Here is a 15,530-nt window from a genome sequence, read left to right as displayed (position 1 = left end):
CTTAATGGACAGCAATGCTTTTTTTATGCAAAAAAATGAAAGTTGCTAATATGCTGGGAGGAAGAATGATGGAATTGTTACGTCAAAAGATCGAGAACGAAGGAATCGTTCTGTCAAATCAAGTGCTAAAGGTAGATGCTTTTTTAAATCATCAAATTGACCCTGTGTTAATGCATGAGATCGGTCAAGAGTTTGCTAGATTATTTAAGCATGATGGAATTACTAAAATTATCACAATCGAATCTTCTGGTATTGCACCTGCTGTCATGGCTGGACTTGCCCTTCATGTGCCAGTTGTTTTTGCCCGAAAGCGGCAATCACTGACTTTAACGGATAACCTTTTGACAGCAAGTGTGTATTCTTTTACCAAAAAAGTAGAAAGTACGATTGCTGTCTCTAACACGCACCTTAGTGAGGATGATTGTGTGTTAATTATCGACGACTTTTTAGCAAATGGAGAAGCCGCTAAGGGACTAGCTGCAATCGCAAAGCAAGCGAAAGCAAAAGTAGCTGGTTTTGGAATTGTTATCGAGAAATCATTCCAGCCTGGAAGGAAAGAACTTGTGCAAATGGGCTATAGAGTCGAGTCACTCGCACGTATCGAATCGCTCGAGGAAGGAAAAGTCACGTTTGTACGCGAGGTACAATCATGAGTGCCGCTAAAAAAGCCAAAACCCTTTCGCTAGGGATACAGCATGTACTGGCGATGTATGCAGGTGCGGTTCTTGTTCCGCTCATTGTTGGAGATGCGCTTGGGCTCACGCCAGCCCAGCTGACGTACTTAATTTCGGCAGATATTTTCATGTGCGGTGCTGCCACACTGCTTCAAGTATGGAAAAACCGCTTTTTTGGCATCGGTTTGCCTGTTGTACTAGGCTGTACATTTACTGCGGTATCTCCTATGATTGCGATTGGCTCTAAATATGGAATTTCGTCTATATATGGAAGTATTATCGCCGCAGGGTGTATTGTCATTGCTCTTTCATTTTTCTTTGGGAAGCTTGTGAAATTTTTCCCGCCCGTTGTCACAGGTTCCGTCGTCACGATCATTGGAATTACCTTAATTCCGGTCGCCATGAACAATATGGCAGGTGGTGAAGGAAGTGCAGACTATGGTTCTTTTGAGAATCTTGGACTTGCTTTTCTTGTATTGTTTATCATTGTCCTTCTTTATCGATTTACAAAGGGATTCATGAAAGCCATTGCCATCTTAATCGGCATTCTACTTGGGACAGCAGTTGCTGCTTTCTTAGGGAAGGTGGAGACGGCAGAAGTGGCGAATGCACAAGTTTTCCGCATCATTGAGCCTTTTTACTTTGGGTTGCCTACTTTTGAATTTGCACCAATCATGACGATGACATTAGTTGCCATTGTGTCATTAGTCGAATCAACGGGTGTATACTTTGCGCTCGGAGATTTAACGAATCGTTCATTAAAAGAGAAGGATTTAGCAAAGGGATATCGTGCAGAGGGAATTGCCGTCTTATTAGGCGGTATCTTCAACGCTTTTCCATACACAGCCTACTCCCAAAACGTTGGATTGATCCAATTAACAGGTGTGAAGAAAAATCAGGTCATTGTGGTGACAGGTGTATTATTAATGGTATTTGGCCTTTTTCCTAAAATCGCGGCATTTACAACGATTATTCCAAAATCCGTTCTAGGCGGTGCAATGGTCGCCATGTTTGGCATGGTCATTGCGTACGGGATTAAAATGCTCTCACGCGTCGATTTTGCCAAACAGGAAAACTTACTCATTGTCGCATGCTCAGTTGGCATCGGGCTCGGAGTAACGGTTGTGCCGCAAATGTTTGAGCATTTGCCAGAATCGATTAAATTGTTAACAAGTAACGGAATTGTCGCCGGAAGCTTTACCGCTATTTTGCTTCATATTATTTATCACATGATTCCTTTTAAAAAAGAAACAGAGCAGGAGCTAATGGAAGAACCTAAGCAATCTGTTATGTAATCACTTCTCTTTGGAGAGCTGAAAGCCCGCATCCTTTGGATACGGGCTTGTTGTGATTAGTGCTATTAATGTTGTACTGGAGGCATTGTTTCGTTAATGACTGCAAATGTATAGCCCCTTGCTTTTAGTTGTGTAATCAGGCTATCTAAATAGTTCGTGGTAGAGGGTTGATCATGCATTAAAATCACTTTTGGTTCCCATGGTTTATTTTTCTCAAACATTTGCAGTTGATTCAATACCTCTTGAACATATTGTGAGTTTTTATATCTCCAGTCAAGGCTATCAATCGTCCAATCCCAGTAAATGAAGCCATATTGGTTTAAGCGTACTTTTTGATCATATGTTAAATTTGGAACACTGCCATAAGGTGTTCTCACAAGACGGGTGTAAACGCCTGTAACAGAAGCAAGAATGAGCTGAGCTTCTCTCATTTCATTTGCGGGAGACTCACTGTTTTGATAAAAGCGGTTTATATCATGCGTCATGCCATGAAGCCCTAATTGATGTCCTTCTTGATAAAGTCTTTTCACAGCTGCTTGGTGAGCTTGGATTTGCGGTCCAAGCATGAAGAATGTCGCCTTCACTTGATGTGCTTTTAAGACATTTAACAGCTGATTTGATGTAGCAGAAGGACCATCATCAAATGTTAAAAAGACCATTTTATTCGTTGTCTGTTGGTTTGGATTGGTCCTAAATTGTTGATCCAATGTTCTTGTAGAATGATCTTTTGCTTTCAGACTGATACTTGTGTCTCGGAAGTCACTGCTAGCAACAATTTTTGCTTGCCCATTTGTCGCCTGCAAATGGGTTTTAGACATATCCCAGATAAAAACGAGAAACAGTGTAAGAAGCACTAAACCAATTATCTTCGAGAGAAATATCGTGTTGTAGGGTGTTTGTTTTTTGGACACCTTTTTCATGACAATCACTCCAGTCAATTAAATTTTGTGCCGAATCATGTAGTAGATTCTATCTTTTTTCACTGTTTTTCATGGTGTTCATATTGATTAAGTATACAGGAAAAAACCCCCTTTTCATATATAATCATCAAATAAATTAGCATTTTATGGTTATTTATTTGTGTTGATCAGAAAAAAAGGTGATCCATTCATGTTTAAATGAAAGGTGGGGTTTGTCTACGGTCTGCACTATTCATTTGAGAGGTGTTTTTTTGCATAAAGCTATGTTAACTAACTCTATTAAAATTGCATAAAAAAGCAGGTTCGCTTGGCTTGGAACGAACCTGTGAAGGAGGAAAACTACATCATGTTTTCACCTATATTATCCAATATTTATCAATTGTCGTCAAGACAAAAAGTTAGACGGAGGAAAATATTTTGACTGAATTGTGTCGTTTTGGCATGTATATCCTTTTTTTGATTGGGGATATTAACCGAAAAAAGAGGTGAAGCCGATGGCATACATTCTTTCAGTTGGAACAAGTCTGCCAAAACATCATGTGGATCAGCAAGCAGCTGCTCAATTTGCAAGGTCTCAATTTAAACGATCGTTTAAAGATATTGATCGGCTATTAAAAGCTTTTAATAATGGCGAAATAGAGAGCAGGCAGTTTGTCCAGCCTATTGATTGGTATCAAGAACATCACTCTTTTGAAGAGAAAAATAATCTCTATGTCGAAAAAGCATTGGCACATGCGAAAGAAGCCGTTTTTCACTGTCTGCATGAAACAGCATTTCTTACAAAGCCAGTTCCTTTTGATGAGATTGATGCTTTGTTTTTCATCTCCAGTACAGGGTTATCAACGCCAAGTCTTGATGCAAAGCTGATGAATGTTCTTCCATTTTCTCCTTATACGAAACGAGTGCCAATTTGGGGGTTAGGATGCGGGGGCGGGGCGGCAGGCTTATCCCGAGCTTATGAATACATCAGGGCGTATCCAGAAGCGAAAGTGCTCGTTGTTGCCTGCGAGCTTTGCAGCCTCACTTTTCAGCCGCAAGATCAATCAAAAAGCAATTTAATTGGAACCTCGCTGTTCGGTGACGGGACGGCGGCCGTTCTTTTAACTGGAGAAAAGGCTGCCTCTAAGTATACGCGGTTAAAAACAGTACCTAAAGTGCTTGGCACGCAGTCAGTGACCATGAAAGATTCTGAAGATGTGATGGGATGGGATTTTACCGCCGACGGATTTCGGGTCATCTTCTCACGTGACATTCCGTCCATCATTTCTGGGTGGTTAAAAGAGCAAGTGGATCAATTTTTACATCAGCTAGGGTTTTCTACAGAGGATGTATCCGTTTTTCTTGCTCACCCTGGAGGAAAAAAAGTGATTGATGCCTATCTTGAAAGCCTATCTTTACAAGAACATCAGCTATTTTCTTCAAAAGAGGTTCTGAAACAGCATGGAAACATGTCTTCTGCCACCGTTTTATATGTCATGAAGCATTTTCTTGAACATCAGTCACTAGATGCAGGACAGGTGGGGCTTTGCGGAGCACTTGGTCCAGGCTTTTCGTCAGAATTATTGTTCATGAAATGGGAGGGGCTCTCGTGATGATTTTCTGGATAGTGATTGGCATTTTCATTTGTCAGCGCCTCATTGAAATGCTTGTGGCGAAAAGAAATGAAAAGAAGGTGAAGGCGATCGGAGCGATCGAATTTGGTGCAAGCCATTATCCTTATATGGTCGCTATGCATGCAGCATTTTTCCTCTCGCTTATTGCAGAGACATGGCTGCTGCATCGTCAACCGTCTCGTTTTTTCCTATTACTGCTTGTGTTCCTGCTTGCGACCCAGGTGATTCGGTACTGGGCACTATGTTCACTTGGGACGTATTGGAATACAAAAATCTTAGTCGTTCCCAATGCGATGATTGTGAAAAAGGGGCCGTATCGCTGGTTAAAGCATCCTAACTATGTGGTGGTGGCGATTGAATTGATGTTCATTCCGCTGCTATTTAACGCATTTATTACTGCCATTTTGTTTACGTGTTTAAATGGATGGATGATGATGGTCAGAATTCAAACAGAGGAAAAAGCACTGAATCAGTATTTATTAAATTAATATTGAAAATCATTATCAATTGTGCTACACTTTCATTAATGATAAACATTCTCAATCATGAAGGATGGACGGTGATCACATGACAATGATTTTCTTACTCGGTACGGTCTGTGTATACAGCTTATTGATTGGCTTCGTATTAAAAAGTGTTTCAAAAAAATCTGCTTCCTGATTGCAGTCCATTGCGACTGATCGGGCAGCAGATTTTTTTATTTCCTCAGATCAGAAGAAAAATCTCTTTATTTTGTGTAAAATGGTACACATACATAACTGACTTTTCTAAAAACAAAGGGGTTTATCGTCATGAAAGACTTGTCTATTCGAGATTCGCTCGTTCAAACTACAGGTGCTTTATATCAAAGCCTTCTGAAAAGGGATGATCACGAGCGCGCAGCCAAACTTGCATCTATTATGAAAAAGGAAGCTGAAGAAGAAGTATATATCGCATTTACCGGCCACTATTCTGCTGGTAAGTCATCACTAGTGAATCATCTTCTTCATGATCACATCCTGCCCACAAGCCCAATTCCAACGAGTGCAAACTTGGTTGTTGTCAGGAAAGGGGTCAGTGAAGTTCAGCTCCATACGTCTGATGGACGTTTTGCAAAAATGAGCGGTTCTTATGATAAAGAAGCGGTGCAGCGTTTTTGTAAAGATGGGGAACAAATTGAGATGGTGGAAATTAGCGGTGATTATAGTGGACTTGAAGAAAAAGTGGCACTCATTGATACGCCGGGAATTGATTCAACGGATCATGCGCACTTTTTATCCGCTGCTTCTATTCTTCATCAAGCGGATGCTCTTTTTTATGTCGTTCATTATAACCATGTCCATTCTGAAGAAAACATTCGCTTCATTCGCTCGATTAAAGAGAAAGTGCCTAATCTTTATTTCATCGTCAATCAAGTGGATCGGCACGATGAACAAGAGACAACTTTTGAAAACTACAAAAAACAAATCGTTGAGATGCTATTAAAAGAAGGCATTGAAGAAGAACATCTATATTTTACTTCTGTGACGGATGAGGCACACCCAAAAAACGAAATGATCCGTTTAGTGAAGAAGCTACAAGAATTACAAACCATGCCTAAAGCATCACTTCGAGCCTATACAGAGCAGAAAATCGAACATGTTTTAAAAGAACATATAGACTCGTTAAAAGAAGAACTGCATGAAGAGGACCTTGATAAGCACCTTCAAGAAAAAAGGAATGAAGTGAAAGTACTAGAAGAGAAACGCCGATTTATTGAAAATGGTGCAAAGCAGGTAGAAGATGAAGTGTCTTCTGAAGTAGAGAACATCTTAAAAAATGCAAACCTTACGCCATTTAAGATGCGAGAGCTTGCAAGTGACTATATCAAATCGAAAGCACCTGGCTTTAAAGTGGGTTTACTTTTTGCCAAAAATAAAACCGAGCAGGAAAAGGAAAAAAGGGCAAATGATTTCTTAGCAGATGTAAAAAAGAGAATGAAAGCGGAAGTTGACTGGCACATTGCCGAGCTCCTCAAAAAAGAAATAAAACAGCATCAGCTTGGGGAAGCGTTATTAGACAAAGCCATGGCATTTGAGACACCTGTTGAAGAATCCCTGCTTGAAAAGGTCATTCACCAAGGGGCAACTTTTTCTAACGAATACGTTCTTCAATATGCGAAAGATGCTGGTGAAGCATTGAAAAGACAGGCGAAACAGCAAGCGCTTCAATTGATTGAACAGATGATTGAAACCTTGAAAGACCAGCTCAAGAATGAACAAGAGAAGCAAGAGGAAAAATGGAAACAAGCGAAACAAGAGCTTCAGAGGCTTGAGGGGTACAACGAAAAAAATGAAAAAATAAGACTAGATATTCAGCATTTATGGGATATTTGGCAAAGCGGAACGGATGAGCCTATCCCAGGTGACTGGTTTTATGCGAAAAAGCAATGGATGCAGCACGACCAGCTGGAGAAGAATCACGCATCAATTCATGTTAAAGAGAGCGATCAACCTGCTGAACGGACAGAGCGCGATCAATACCGTCAATCGCAGCATTTAACAACAGCACAATCGATTGCACAATTTAAAGAGCTTTCCCGTATTTTATCGCCTTTAGATATTCTAAAGTCTCAAAGAGATTCCTTTGAAAAACGAACAGAGCGGCTGCAGGCAAAAGAATTTACACTCGCTTTATTTGGCGCTTTTAGTTCTGGAAAATCTTCTTTTGCCAATGCGCTTGTTGGACGGAAGGTGTTACCATCATCACCTACGCCAACAACTGCGACAATTAACAAACTGACACGACCTACGGAAGATCATCCTCATGAAAGTGTCAAAGTGGTGTTTAAAACCAAGCAGGACATGCTAGAGGAACTCGATCAGATTCTTGGATTTTTGATCACAACAGAAAAAGGAGATTCGTTTCAGGCAAAGCTGGAAAGAGTGCTGAAAAAACGCCAGCTCGAACAGGATCACCGAATCATTGTAGAACATTTTCTACAAGCCTATGCCAAGTTTCATGATGACATTGACAACCAAACCAATTTACATGTCACACTTCAAGAATTAAAGCCTTATGTAGCGGAAGAATCTGTTTCTTGTGTGGTGAAGGAAGTGACGGTGTATTTAAGCACACCTCTGACAGATAAAGGGCTGACGATTGTCGATACACCAGGTGCAAGCAGTATGAATAAGCGTCATACAGAGATCGCCTTCCAGTATATGAAAGATGCAGACGCCCTTCTTTATTTAACGTATTATCAGCACTCTTTCTCAAAAGCTGATCGCTCATTTTTACGGAAGCTTGGACTCGTAAAAGATTCCTTTAGCATGGATAAAATGTTCTTTATCATCAATGCAGCTGATTTGGCTAAGGATCAAGCAGAGCTTGAAACCGTATTTGACTATGTACGAAGCGAACTCACAAAAGAAGGCATCCGCAATCCAAACCTGCATCATGTGTCTAGTAAGGAAGAGATCGAAGGGAAAGAGCCGACATCTTATAATCAATATGCAACACTGAGAAAACAGCTCGACTATTTTATCGAGGAAGAATTAACGAAAGATGCCATTGAACTTTTGCATTTTGAGGCTAGTACATTATGTACAACGGTCGATAGACTACGTGCGACCTTGCATCAATCAGAAGATGAGAAAGAAGCTGAAAAGAAAAACATCAAGACATCCTATGAAGCCATTCTCGAAAAAATGCAAGACGTGAAACGGTCTAAGCTTGTGACCGAAAGCGTAAAAAAAGACGTGCATGAACAGCTCTATCATATTGTACAGCGGCTTTCATTATTTGCGAATGATCTATTAAAGTCGGCTTTTTATCCTGGCATATCTCAAGGGAATTTTGGTCAGCAGTTAAAAAAGGCACTTGAGAAAGCGTTAAAGGAGTATGAATTTGAATTTGTGCAGGAGCTCAAGGCACTTGATATCCGAATGGAATCGTTTATCCACCATTATTTCCAGGAGGAGTGGGAAAAAGGGATGCAGGCTGCATGTGCGGAAGATCCTTACTTTTCTCTCAGCCTGTCAGCCCCTGAGGAGAAAAATGCTGAGCTAAAACAAATTGAAGTCGAAGCAGAGATTACACCATTTGAGCCGCTTTTAAAGAAACAAAAATCAGCGAAAGCCTTCTTTGAACAAAATGAAAAGGCTACGTTTATTGAAGCCATTCGAGATGTTCTACATCAAATGACAACACGTTGGGCAGATAACGAAAAAGAAGAGTTGCTGAGCAGATATGAAAAGCTAGTGAAGACCTATACGGAAAGGTACGAACAAGATGCTCTCCAACAGCTCAATGAGCAAAAACAGACATTTATGACGAGCCTTACAACAGATGCTGAAAAACAGGCGATCATTGAACAAGTTTATGAACAAACAAATGAATGGAAGAACCAGTTGAAAACGATATGATTCATGATAGACTATATAAAAAAGAAAGCAGCTGATAGACGATGACGAGCGTACACGAAGAAATTTCTGCACATTCACAGAAACAACATGCCCACATCCAATCTTTTCTTGCACTTGAACAAAAAAGAGAGCAGGCGATTGAATCGGCTGTGAAAAAATGTGAACACAATGAACCATTTTCAACAGATGAGATCAACGCAATTACGTCTAAAATGAATGAGCTTGCCCGAGGCGGAATTGTTCCGCTTCGTAAACATGTCACGATTGAGATGGTGGAAGAATACACCCAGCGTAAACAGAAGTAAAGAGTAACTTTCTCATTTTTGGTCATCTTAACAAATGAACCAGAAAGGGGAATGATCATGGCAAAAAAGCAAAACGTAAAGCAGCAGGAGGAGCGCATGCCAAAGGAAAAAGACATGCCATCCTACGCAGAAGCGGAAACGAAAAAAATGCAATATGGTAAAAAGTAATCGGGCTGCCTCTTCTTTATCAAAAGAAGAAGGCGCCTTTTTTATGTTCGTTTCAATGTTCTATGATAGAATAGGAGTATTGTTTATAAAAAGGGAGTTTAGATGAATGAATAAACACGTCTTACTTGTAGATGGAATGGCACTTCTTTTTAGGTCGTTTTATGCGACGGCTGTCCATCGCAATTTTATGATAAATGATCATGGTGTGCCGACAAATGGAGTGAATGGTTATTTGAAGCATTTGTTAACAGCTGTCCAAACATTTGAGCCGACTCATATCGTTTGCTGCTGGGATATGGGAAGCCAGACATACCGGAACGAATTATTTCAAGATTATAAAGCCAATCGAGGTGAGGCGCCTGTTGAGCTTATCCCGCAGTTTGATTTAGCAAAAGAGGCGACAGCAGAACTGGGGATCATGAACATTGGTGTGAAAGGTTTTGAAGCAGATGATTGTATTGGAACGCTTGCATCAATCTATCAAAACGAAGCACATGTGACCGTCTTAACAGGAGATAAAGATTTGCTGCAGATCTTGAATGAACAAGTGACCGTGGCTTTAATGCAAAAAGGCATCGGGAATTATAAGCATTATACAAAAGCCCTTTTTGAAGAGGAAATGGGCATATCTCCAAAGGCGCTGATTGATATGAAAGCGCTGATGGGTGATACTAGCGATAATTACCCTGGTGTAAAAGGAATTGGCGAAAAAACAGCATTGAAATTTATTCAAACGTATGAAACGATTGATCGACTGTTAGAAAATGTTCATGCATTAACGGTAGCTCAGCAAAAGAAAATGCAAGCAGGTTTAGAAGATCTGAAGCTTTCTCGTATACTGGCAGAAATTAAATGTGATGTACCACTCAGCTGTCCGATTGACGAAACAAAAATAAAAATGGACCCAGAGCGGGCAGCGGCAATGCTTCGCTTGCATCAAATTAAAGGGATCGAACCAATGGTTAACCGCTTAAGTCAATTAGGAATCAGTTAAGGTTGTTCTTACGCAGAAAAGAAACAAAGGGCTACATGTATTAGCCCTTTGTGTTGCTTTTTTTCGCCTTATTTTCTAATTGCGATATTGGCTGTTTATCTTTTGTTTGCGCATCACCTTGAGGAGTCGTTCCGTTTGTGACACGGCCTCTGTTCTCTTTATCCAATTCGTATCACCTCACACATTAGCATAACCAAAAGAAAAGCGATTCATCCTTTTGAAAGGTGAATCGCTTTTCTAGCGAGCTGATCAGCCACTTGATTTTCCTTGCTCGGAATCCACTTAATGAAAAATAAATCAAATTCGCTTTGAAGCTGCAGCATTTCTTCGATGAAATGACGAAAAGATGGATTTTTAGCAAATCCTGCATTGGCTGCACGATCGACTACTTGTGAATCAGTGCGGAATGAAACGGTCCGTAATCCTTTTTCTATGCAAATTTTCATGCCTTCAATGAGCGCGGAAAACTCTGCTTCATGATTGCTCATGATGCCAAGAGGAATGGAGAAAGACTCAGCTTTTCCGTCATATTTCAAGAAAATGCCGATGCCAGATGGACCTGGGTTTCCGGCACTAGCACCGTCAATATATATTTCAGCTGGCAATTTATTTCACCCTTTCATCAATCGGAACCATTTTTTTCGCCGCATAGGCATAAGGTGTGCCAATGGCAGCGACGATAAATTTAATCACATAAGTCGTGATGAAAATTTCGATCCATATATGGAATGGGTAGGTCCCAAGAAAGGCAATGGTTGTGAAAACGAGTGTATCAAGCAGTTGGCTAATCATTGTACTCCCCGCATTTCGCAGCCAGAGCGCACCATCTGAAGGAAATATCCGGCGAATAAACGAATATACATAAACATCTAACATTTGACTGATGATATAAGCAGCAAGGCTACCAAGAGCGACCCTTGGCATAAAGCCAAATATCGTTTCTAATGATGATTGGGAAATGTCAGATGGAGCGGGATGGAAAAGCAAAGCCTCCTGCATGACAACAGTTAATGTTAAAAGGGTGGCAAAGCCAATCCAGACAGCTTTTTTCGCTTCGGTTTGTCCATATTTTTCATTGAGGACGTCCGTTGCAAAGAACACACTGCCGTATAAAATGTTGCCAAGTGTTGCCGTTAAGCCAAATAATTCAACGGTTTTGACCACTTGTAAATTGGCAGCAACTGTTGCAAAACCAATCCAGACGAAAAGCCCCATCTTGCCAAATCCTTTATAAAATAGAAGAACAATGATAAAATTAATGATCGCAAATAAGATCCAAATACCTTCATTAAACAAGTGACATGAACTTCCTTTCTAAATGTAAAATGTAACTTTTTGATTATAGCATAACGAACGTTTACCTTAAAAGTACGGGAAGGCGATGTGATCAATGAAACTAAGAGCGCACTATACAATGAAAGTGAAATCGATTGGGTCCATTGCTTTTTTCCAAGAAGATTGGATGGAGCTCAAAGAGGCCTTGCTTTTAGCAAAACATATAGACAAAAAAGAACCGCAGTCACTTCTATCATTTGAAGATGAAAAGGGTGCGATGTGGTCGACGAAAGAACTTGAAAAGCTAAACGAAGAACTTAGGCTTGAGCCCGATCAGCTTCAGGTCTATTTTGATGCGAGTTTTCGCAAAGAAACAGGTGATGCTGGGCTTGGAATTGTCGTGTATTATCAGCTCGGACAGGATGCATACCGGCTAAGGAAGAATCAGCCTTTTCAGAGCACCACGAACAATGAGGCAGAGTATGCGGCTTTATTTGAAGCGGTAAAAGCTTTAAAAGAACTGGGAGCCAGCAGAAACTCTGTAACGATTAGAGGAGATTCTCTTGTTGTGATGAATCAGCTCAAAGGGGAATGGCCTTGTTATGATGATATACATAACAAATGGCTCGACCGAATTGAGGCTGCGATCAAAGAGCTGAAGCTCACGCCAACATATGAAGTCATCGATCGTAAACAAAATGCAGAAGCAGATCAGCTTGCCAGACAGATACTTGCAGACGTCCCTATCGAAAGTAAGTTGAAATTAGAAGTAGACGGAGCTGAATAAAGTGGATAAAAAAACAGCAGTAAAAGAATTAACAGATCTTCAAGACACGTATTGTTCAGATTGCTTGATTAAGAAGCACTTTCGTAAAGAATTTGGCAAAAAATACGCCCACTCCTTTTGTATACAGCAATGCACGGTAGGAGAGAAGATCAAACAATACGGGAATGAATTACTCAAAAAATAAACGTACACTCCGGTTTTCCCCTAGATGTATCACACGTTCACGAAAAAAAACGAATAGAATGTGTAAAAAAAGAACATATTCTGAAAAATGAGCCGATATAACTATAGAAAGTTTTGGTTGAGTTACTTTTTGACTAAGTGACGGATAATAGAGGAAAAGGGGAAGGCCGGCATGGATAATAAGGATTTTGAAACGGTATTACATCGGACATTTCAAGAGGTGTACAGTGATCTAGAGCAACTGGTAGATGTAGCAAAGAAGGGAAGACCTTTTCTCGAAAAAGATATCTCTGAAATTGAACAAAGATTAAAGCAAAATATTTTAGCGATTGAAATTCAGCTGAAAATCAAATAAGAGAGGCATACGCCTCTCTTTATTTTGTCGTTTCATCATTGATTGAGTTGATTAGATTTTTGTTACGTTTGCAGCTTGAGGTCCACGATTACCTTCAACGATTTCAAAAGAAACTTCTTGTCCTTCTTCTAGAGATTTGTAACCGTCACCTTCGATAGCTGTGAAGTGAACGAATACGTCGTCTCCGCCTTCAACTTCAATGAAGCCGAAACCTTTTTCATTATTGAACCATTTTACTTTACCGTTTTGCATATTGCTTTTTCCTCCTAGTACTGTAGCACACCTTTTGGCATACTAAAAAAAATTTTTCATCACCTAACGACTTAAGAAGTTGTTAAATGATGGTTCCACTATACACCATCAAAAGTAAAGCGTCAAGCAGGCAAGCCAAATTTTGAGCAGAATGTTTGATTTTTTTGTTTTTTTAGTGAATGACATTTATCTATAAAACGTCCTAATCTCATGAAACCTAACGTATAACTTGTCCGTATATAGTAAAAATACAGAAAGAGGTGCGTCATGAATCGTTACACAATTGAGGAGTTTGTTCAGAATACGCAGCAAGAAGACAAAGGGGAAGGGGTCTTTGAACTTGAAACACCAAGATTGTTAGAAATTAATTTAACGGATACCATTTGGGCAAAAACAGGCTCCATGGTTTCATATCGCGGGAAAATAAAGTTTGAACGTGAAGGTGTGTTTGAACACGGTGTGTCAAAGATGTTCAAAAAAATGTTATCAGGAGAAGGAACTTCTTTGATGAAGGCCACAGGTGATGGAAAATTATATGTAGCAGACCAAGGGAAAAAAATCTCGATTCTTCGATTGGCTCAAGGGGAGTCTATTTTCGTTAATGGAAACGACTTGCTCGCATTTGAACCGTCTGTTCGGTGGGATATTAAATTAATGAAAAAGGTGTCTGGCATGCTTGCAGGCGGATTATTTAATGTCAAACTTGAAGGACCAGGTCTTGTGGCAATCACAAGTCATTACGAACCGCTGACGCTGATTGTTCAGCCAGGTGATTCTGTTTATACAGATCCGAATGCGACGGTCGCATGGTCAGGAGATTTGCAGACTGAATTTGTGACAGATGTATCGTTCAAAACGTTTATTGGCAGGGGAAGCGGAGAGTCCATTCAAATGAAGTTTAGCGGAAGTGGCTTTGTTGTTGTTCAGCCGTTTGAAGAAGTATATACAACGAATGGAAATCAAGGTTAAAAGAAAAAAGGTGTCCGTCAATGACGGACACCTTTTTATGATAATGCTTGAGCATACGATTTGTTGCTCATGATCAGATCTGATTGTTCGACGATATCTTCTAAAATGGTTTGAGAAGATTGTTTTAAGTGTAATTTTTTGATGTTTTGTTTCATGGATTCTAATTTTTCTTCGTCTTGCAGCAAGTTGGTGACAGATTCTAAAATGTCTTCGTGTCTGTTGATGACAATGGCAGCGCCGTAATCTTCAAAGAAAAGAGCATTTTCTTTTTCTTGTCCTGGAACAGGTTTGTAAAGAATAACTGGGACACCAATTGCTGTTGCTTCTGTTAATGTAATCCCGCCCGGTTTTGTAATCATACAGTCCGTTACTCTGAACAATTCATCAATTTGTTCCACATATCCAAGCGCCTTCAATTGATTTGGGTGTGCTTGTTCAAGTTCGCTAAGCGATTGCTTCAGCGCTGCATTCTTACCGCACACAACAACAATTTGTACTTCACTGTCAAGAAGTAGTGCTTCACACAGTTCCTTCACATTTTTTAGTACACCATGGGCACCCGCCATAATGAGAAGGACTTTTTTGTCTGATGATAATCCATATTTTTTATAGATGATCGATTTAGGCACGTCTACTTCAAATTGTGGTCTAATCGGAATGCCTGTTACCTTGACATCGCTTGGATGTGTGCCGATTTCTACTAGCTTTTGTTTCACATAATCGGTTGCAACATAGTATCGGTCAATGTTTTCATGTACCCAAATTTTATGAAGACAAAAGTCTGTCATCACATTAAATGTTGGAATGACTTTACCTGTTTTGTTTCGGTATTCAGGTACAACAATCATCGGGAATGTAATGATGATGATATCCGGATTGTGTAATTGAATTAATTCATCAAGACGCTTATTTCCCATCTTTAAATAAATGTTAAATTTGCGTTTATTGTAAATTTTATCTACACCGTAATAAAACAAGCGATAAAATTGTTTCCCAATGGAGAAGCTCTTTAAATATAAATATTGAGTCACTTCAGACACAATGGGATTTGATTCTTGATACAAATTAGAAACTATCACATGTTCAAACCCTTGGGATTTGCATTCATCATACAGTGTTTTTGCAACCTGCATATGTCCATTTCCATAATTTGCGGTCAAGATTAATATTTTTTTATTGGTATTCAAGAATATTCACCTCAAATGTAATCAACAACAACAAAACTTCGTACGAAAACTATAAATCTCTTAGGTCTACATATACATAAAGATAACATATAAACAGCGAGAGCATATCATTCGTTACGAAAGAATTAAACTAATTTTAAAAAACAAACAGACTAAATTGATAATGGA

General features: G+C 39.7%; 17 protein-coding genes. 11 read left to right on the top strand and 6 right to left on the bottom strand.

The features are described 5' to 3' along the window. The first annotated feature begins 68 nt into the window (after nucleotides 1-68). Nucleotides 69-653 carry a xanthine phosphoribosyltransferase gene (xpt, locus tag FXF70_RS05590; protein ID WP_008346333.1) on the top strand — a complete coding sequence of 195 codons (585 nt, stop codon included), beginning with the start codon at nucleotides 69-71 and terminating at the stop codon, nucleotides 651-653. Then, nucleotides 650-1,969, top strand: coding sequence for a xanthine permease PbuX (pbuX, locus tag FXF70_RS05585; RefSeq protein WP_007500846.1), 1,320 nt, complete (start codon nucleotides 650-652; stop codon nucleotides 1,967-1,969). The genes xpt and pbuX overlap by 4 nt, the downstream gene beginning before the upstream one ends. A 65-nt stretch (nucleotides 1,970-2,034) precedes the next feature. Here pbuX and FXF70_RS05580 read toward each other — a convergent pair whose 3' ends face one another. Then, entirely contained in the window at nucleotides 2,035-2,889 is an 855-nt protein-coding gene (locus tag FXF70_RS05580) for a polysaccharide deacetylase family protein (RefSeq protein ID WP_148779972.1), read from the bottom strand. A 494-nt stretch (nucleotides 2,890-3,383) separates the two neighbouring features. Here FXF70_RS05580 and FXF70_RS05575 point away from each other — a divergent pair, with 494 nt between their 5' ends. From FXF70_RS05575 to FXF70_RS05550, 5 genes are all read left to right on the top strand, one after another. Continuing rightward, on the top strand, nucleotides 3,384-4,481 hold the full coding sequence (locus tag FXF70_RS05575) for a type III polyketide synthase (protein ID WP_148779971.1): 1,098 nt from the start codon (nucleotides 3,384-3,386) through the stop codon (nucleotides 4,479-4,481). Continuing rightward, a complete protein-coding gene (locus tag FXF70_RS05570) occupies nucleotides 4,481-4,990 on the top strand; it encodes an isoprenylcysteine carboxyl methyltransferase family protein (RefSeq protein ID WP_148779970.1) in 510 nt (169 codons plus the stop codon). Before FXF70_RS05575 ends, FXF70_RS05570 begins: the two co-directional genes overlap by 1 nt. 303 nt (nucleotides 4,991-5,293) lie before the next feature. Then, nucleotides 5,294-8,887, top strand: a complete 3,594-nt coding sequence (gene dynA, locus FXF70_RS05560) for a dynamin GTPase (RefSeq protein WP_148779968.1) — start codon at nucleotides 5,294-5,296, stop codon at nucleotides 8,885-8,887. 41 nt (nucleotides 8,888-8,928) lie between these two features. After that, nucleotides 8,929-9,192 (top strand): YpbS family protein, encoded by a 264-nt coding sequence (locus tag FXF70_RS05555; protein ID WP_008346351.1) that lies wholly within the window; start codon nucleotides 8,929-8,931, stop codon nucleotides 9,190-9,192. Between the two features lie 274 nt (nucleotides 9,193-9,466). Further along, on the top strand, nucleotides 9,467-10,354 hold the full coding sequence (locus FXF70_RS05550) for a 5'-3' exonuclease (RefSeq protein ID WP_148779967.1): 888 nt from the start codon (nucleotides 9,467-9,469) through the stop codon (nucleotides 10,352-10,354). A gap of 40 nt (nucleotides 10,355-10,394) precedes the next feature. Here the strand turns inward: FXF70_RS05550 and FXF70_RS05545 are convergent, their stop codons facing one another. Genes FXF70_RS05545 through FXF70_RS05535 form a run of 3 tightly spaced genes read right to left on the bottom strand, consistent with a single transcriptional unit; the run spans nucleotide 10,395 to nucleotide 11,650 of the window. Then, complete coding sequence (locus tag FXF70_RS05545; RefSeq protein ID WP_008346357.1) at nucleotides 10,395-10,520, bottom strand: hypothetical protein; 126 nt, start codon at nucleotides 10,518-10,520, stop codon at nucleotides 10,395-10,397. 43 nt (nucleotides 10,521-10,563) lie between these two features. Beyond that, nucleotides 10,564-10,959 carry a reverse transcriptase-like protein gene (locus tag FXF70_RS05540; RefSeq protein ID WP_148779966.1) on the bottom strand — a complete coding sequence of 132 codons (396 nt, stop codon included), beginning with the start codon at nucleotides 10,957-10,959 and terminating at the stop codon, nucleotides 10,564-10,566. A gap of 1 nt (nucleotide 10,960) precedes the next feature. After that, complete coding sequence (locus FXF70_RS05535; RefSeq protein ID WP_148779965.1) at nucleotides 10,961-11,650, bottom strand: queuosine precursor transporter; 690 nt, start codon at nucleotides 11,648-11,650, stop codon at nucleotides 10,961-10,963. Between the two features lie 94 nt (nucleotides 11,651-11,744). Here FXF70_RS05535 and FXF70_RS05530 point away from each other — a divergent pair, with 94 nt between their 5' ends. The 3 genes from FXF70_RS05530 to FXF70_RS05520 all read left to right on the top strand — a co-directional run bounded on the left by FXF70_RS05530 (nucleotide 11,745) and on the right by FXF70_RS05520 (nucleotide 12,954). Beyond that, the gene (locus FXF70_RS05530) at nucleotides 11,745-12,416 is read left to right on the top strand and encodes a ribonuclease H family protein (protein ID WP_019743258.1); all 672 of its coding nucleotides are present in this window, start codon (nucleotides 11,745-11,747) and stop codon (nucleotides 12,414-12,416) included. Nucleotide 12,417: 1 nt separating this feature from the next. Then, nucleotides 12,418-12,600 carry a zinc-finger domain-containing protein gene (locus FXF70_RS05525; protein WP_008346366.1) on the top strand — a complete coding sequence of 61 codons (183 nt, stop codon included), beginning with the start codon at nucleotides 12,418-12,420 and terminating at the stop codon, nucleotides 12,598-12,600. Nucleotides 12,601-12,771: 171 nt separating this feature from the next. Next, complete coding sequence (locus FXF70_RS05520) at nucleotides 12,772-12,954, top strand: hypothetical protein (protein ID WP_008346368.1); 183 nt, start codon at nucleotides 12,772-12,774, stop codon at nucleotides 12,952-12,954. Nucleotides 12,955-13,005: 51 nt separating this feature from the next. On the opposite strand, the gene cspD is transcribed toward FXF70_RS05520, so the two are convergent. Then, nucleotides 13,006-13,206 (bottom strand): cold-shock protein CspD, encoded by a 201-nt coding sequence (gene cspD / locus FXF70_RS05515; protein ID WP_003215784.1) that lies wholly within the window; start codon nucleotides 13,204-13,206, stop codon nucleotides 13,006-13,008. 267 nt (nucleotides 13,207-13,473) lie between these two features. Between cspD and FXF70_RS05510 the strand changes: the two genes are divergently transcribed. Beyond that, on the top strand, nucleotides 13,474-14,175 hold the full coding sequence (locus tag FXF70_RS05510; protein WP_007500832.1) for an AIM24 family protein: 702 nt from the start codon (nucleotides 13,474-13,476) through the stop codon (nucleotides 14,173-14,175). Between the two features lie 35 nt (nucleotides 14,176-14,210). On the opposite strand, the gene FXF70_RS05505 is transcribed toward FXF70_RS05510, so the two are convergent. Then, entirely contained in the window at nucleotides 14,211-15,362 is a 1,152-nt protein-coding gene (locus FXF70_RS05505; protein ID WP_007500831.1) for a diglucosyl diacylglycerol synthase, read from the bottom strand. Nucleotides 15,363-15,530: the final 168 nt, after the last annotated feature.

Origin of the sequence: Bacillus sp. Y3, from assembly GCF_008123875.1 — a bacterium.
Lineage (GTDB): Bacteria > Bacillota > Bacilli > Bacillales > Bacillaceae > Bacillus > Bacillus altitudinis.
This window is presented reverse-complemented; position numbering and strand designations above follow the sequence as displayed.

Bases quoted from the DNA above. Each gene is read 5' to 3' on its own strand.
- xpt (WP_008346333.1), top strand. From the start codon at position 69: ATGGAATTGTTACGTCAAAAGATCGAGAACGAAGGAATCGTTCTGTCA.
- pbuX (WP_007500846.1), top strand. From the start codon at position 650: ATGAGTGCCGCTAAAAAAGCCAAAACCCTTTCGCTAGGGATACAGCAT.
- FXF70_RS05580 (WP_148779972.1), bottom strand. From the start codon at position 2,889: ATGAAAAAGGTGTCCAAAAAACAAACACCCTACAACACGATATTTCTC.
- FXF70_RS05575 (WP_148779971.1), top strand. From the start codon at position 3,384: ATGGCATACATTCTTTCAGTTGGAACAAGTCTGCCAAAACATCATGTG.
- FXF70_RS05570 (WP_148779970.1), top strand. From the start codon at position 4,481: ATGATTTTCTGGATAGTGATTGGCATTTTCATTTGTCAGCGCCTCATT.
- dynA (WP_148779968.1), top strand. From the start codon at position 5,294: ATGAAAGACTTGTCTATTCGAGATTCGCTCGTTCAAACTACAGGTGCT.
- FXF70_RS05555 (WP_008346351.1), top strand. From the start codon at position 8,929: ATGACGAGCGTACACGAAGAAATTTCTGCACATTCACAGAAACAACAT.
- FXF70_RS05550 (WP_148779967.1), top strand. From the start codon at position 9,467: ATGAATAAACACGTCTTACTTGTAGATGGAATGGCACTTCTTTTTAGG.
- FXF70_RS05530 (WP_019743258.1), top strand. From the start codon at position 11,745: ATGAAACTAAGAGCGCACTATACAATGAAAGTGAAATCGATTGGGTCC.
- FXF70_RS05520 (WP_008346368.1), top strand. From the start codon at position 12,772: ATGGATAATAAGGATTTTGAAACGGTATTACATCGGACATTTCAAGAG.
- cspD (WP_003215784.1), bottom strand. From the start codon at position 13,206: ATGCAAAACGGTAAAGTAAAATGGTTCAATAATGAAAAAGGTTTCGGC.
- FXF70_RS05510 (WP_007500832.1), top strand. From the start codon at position 13,474: ATGAATCGTTACACAATTGAGGAGTTTGTTCAGAATACGCAGCAAGAA.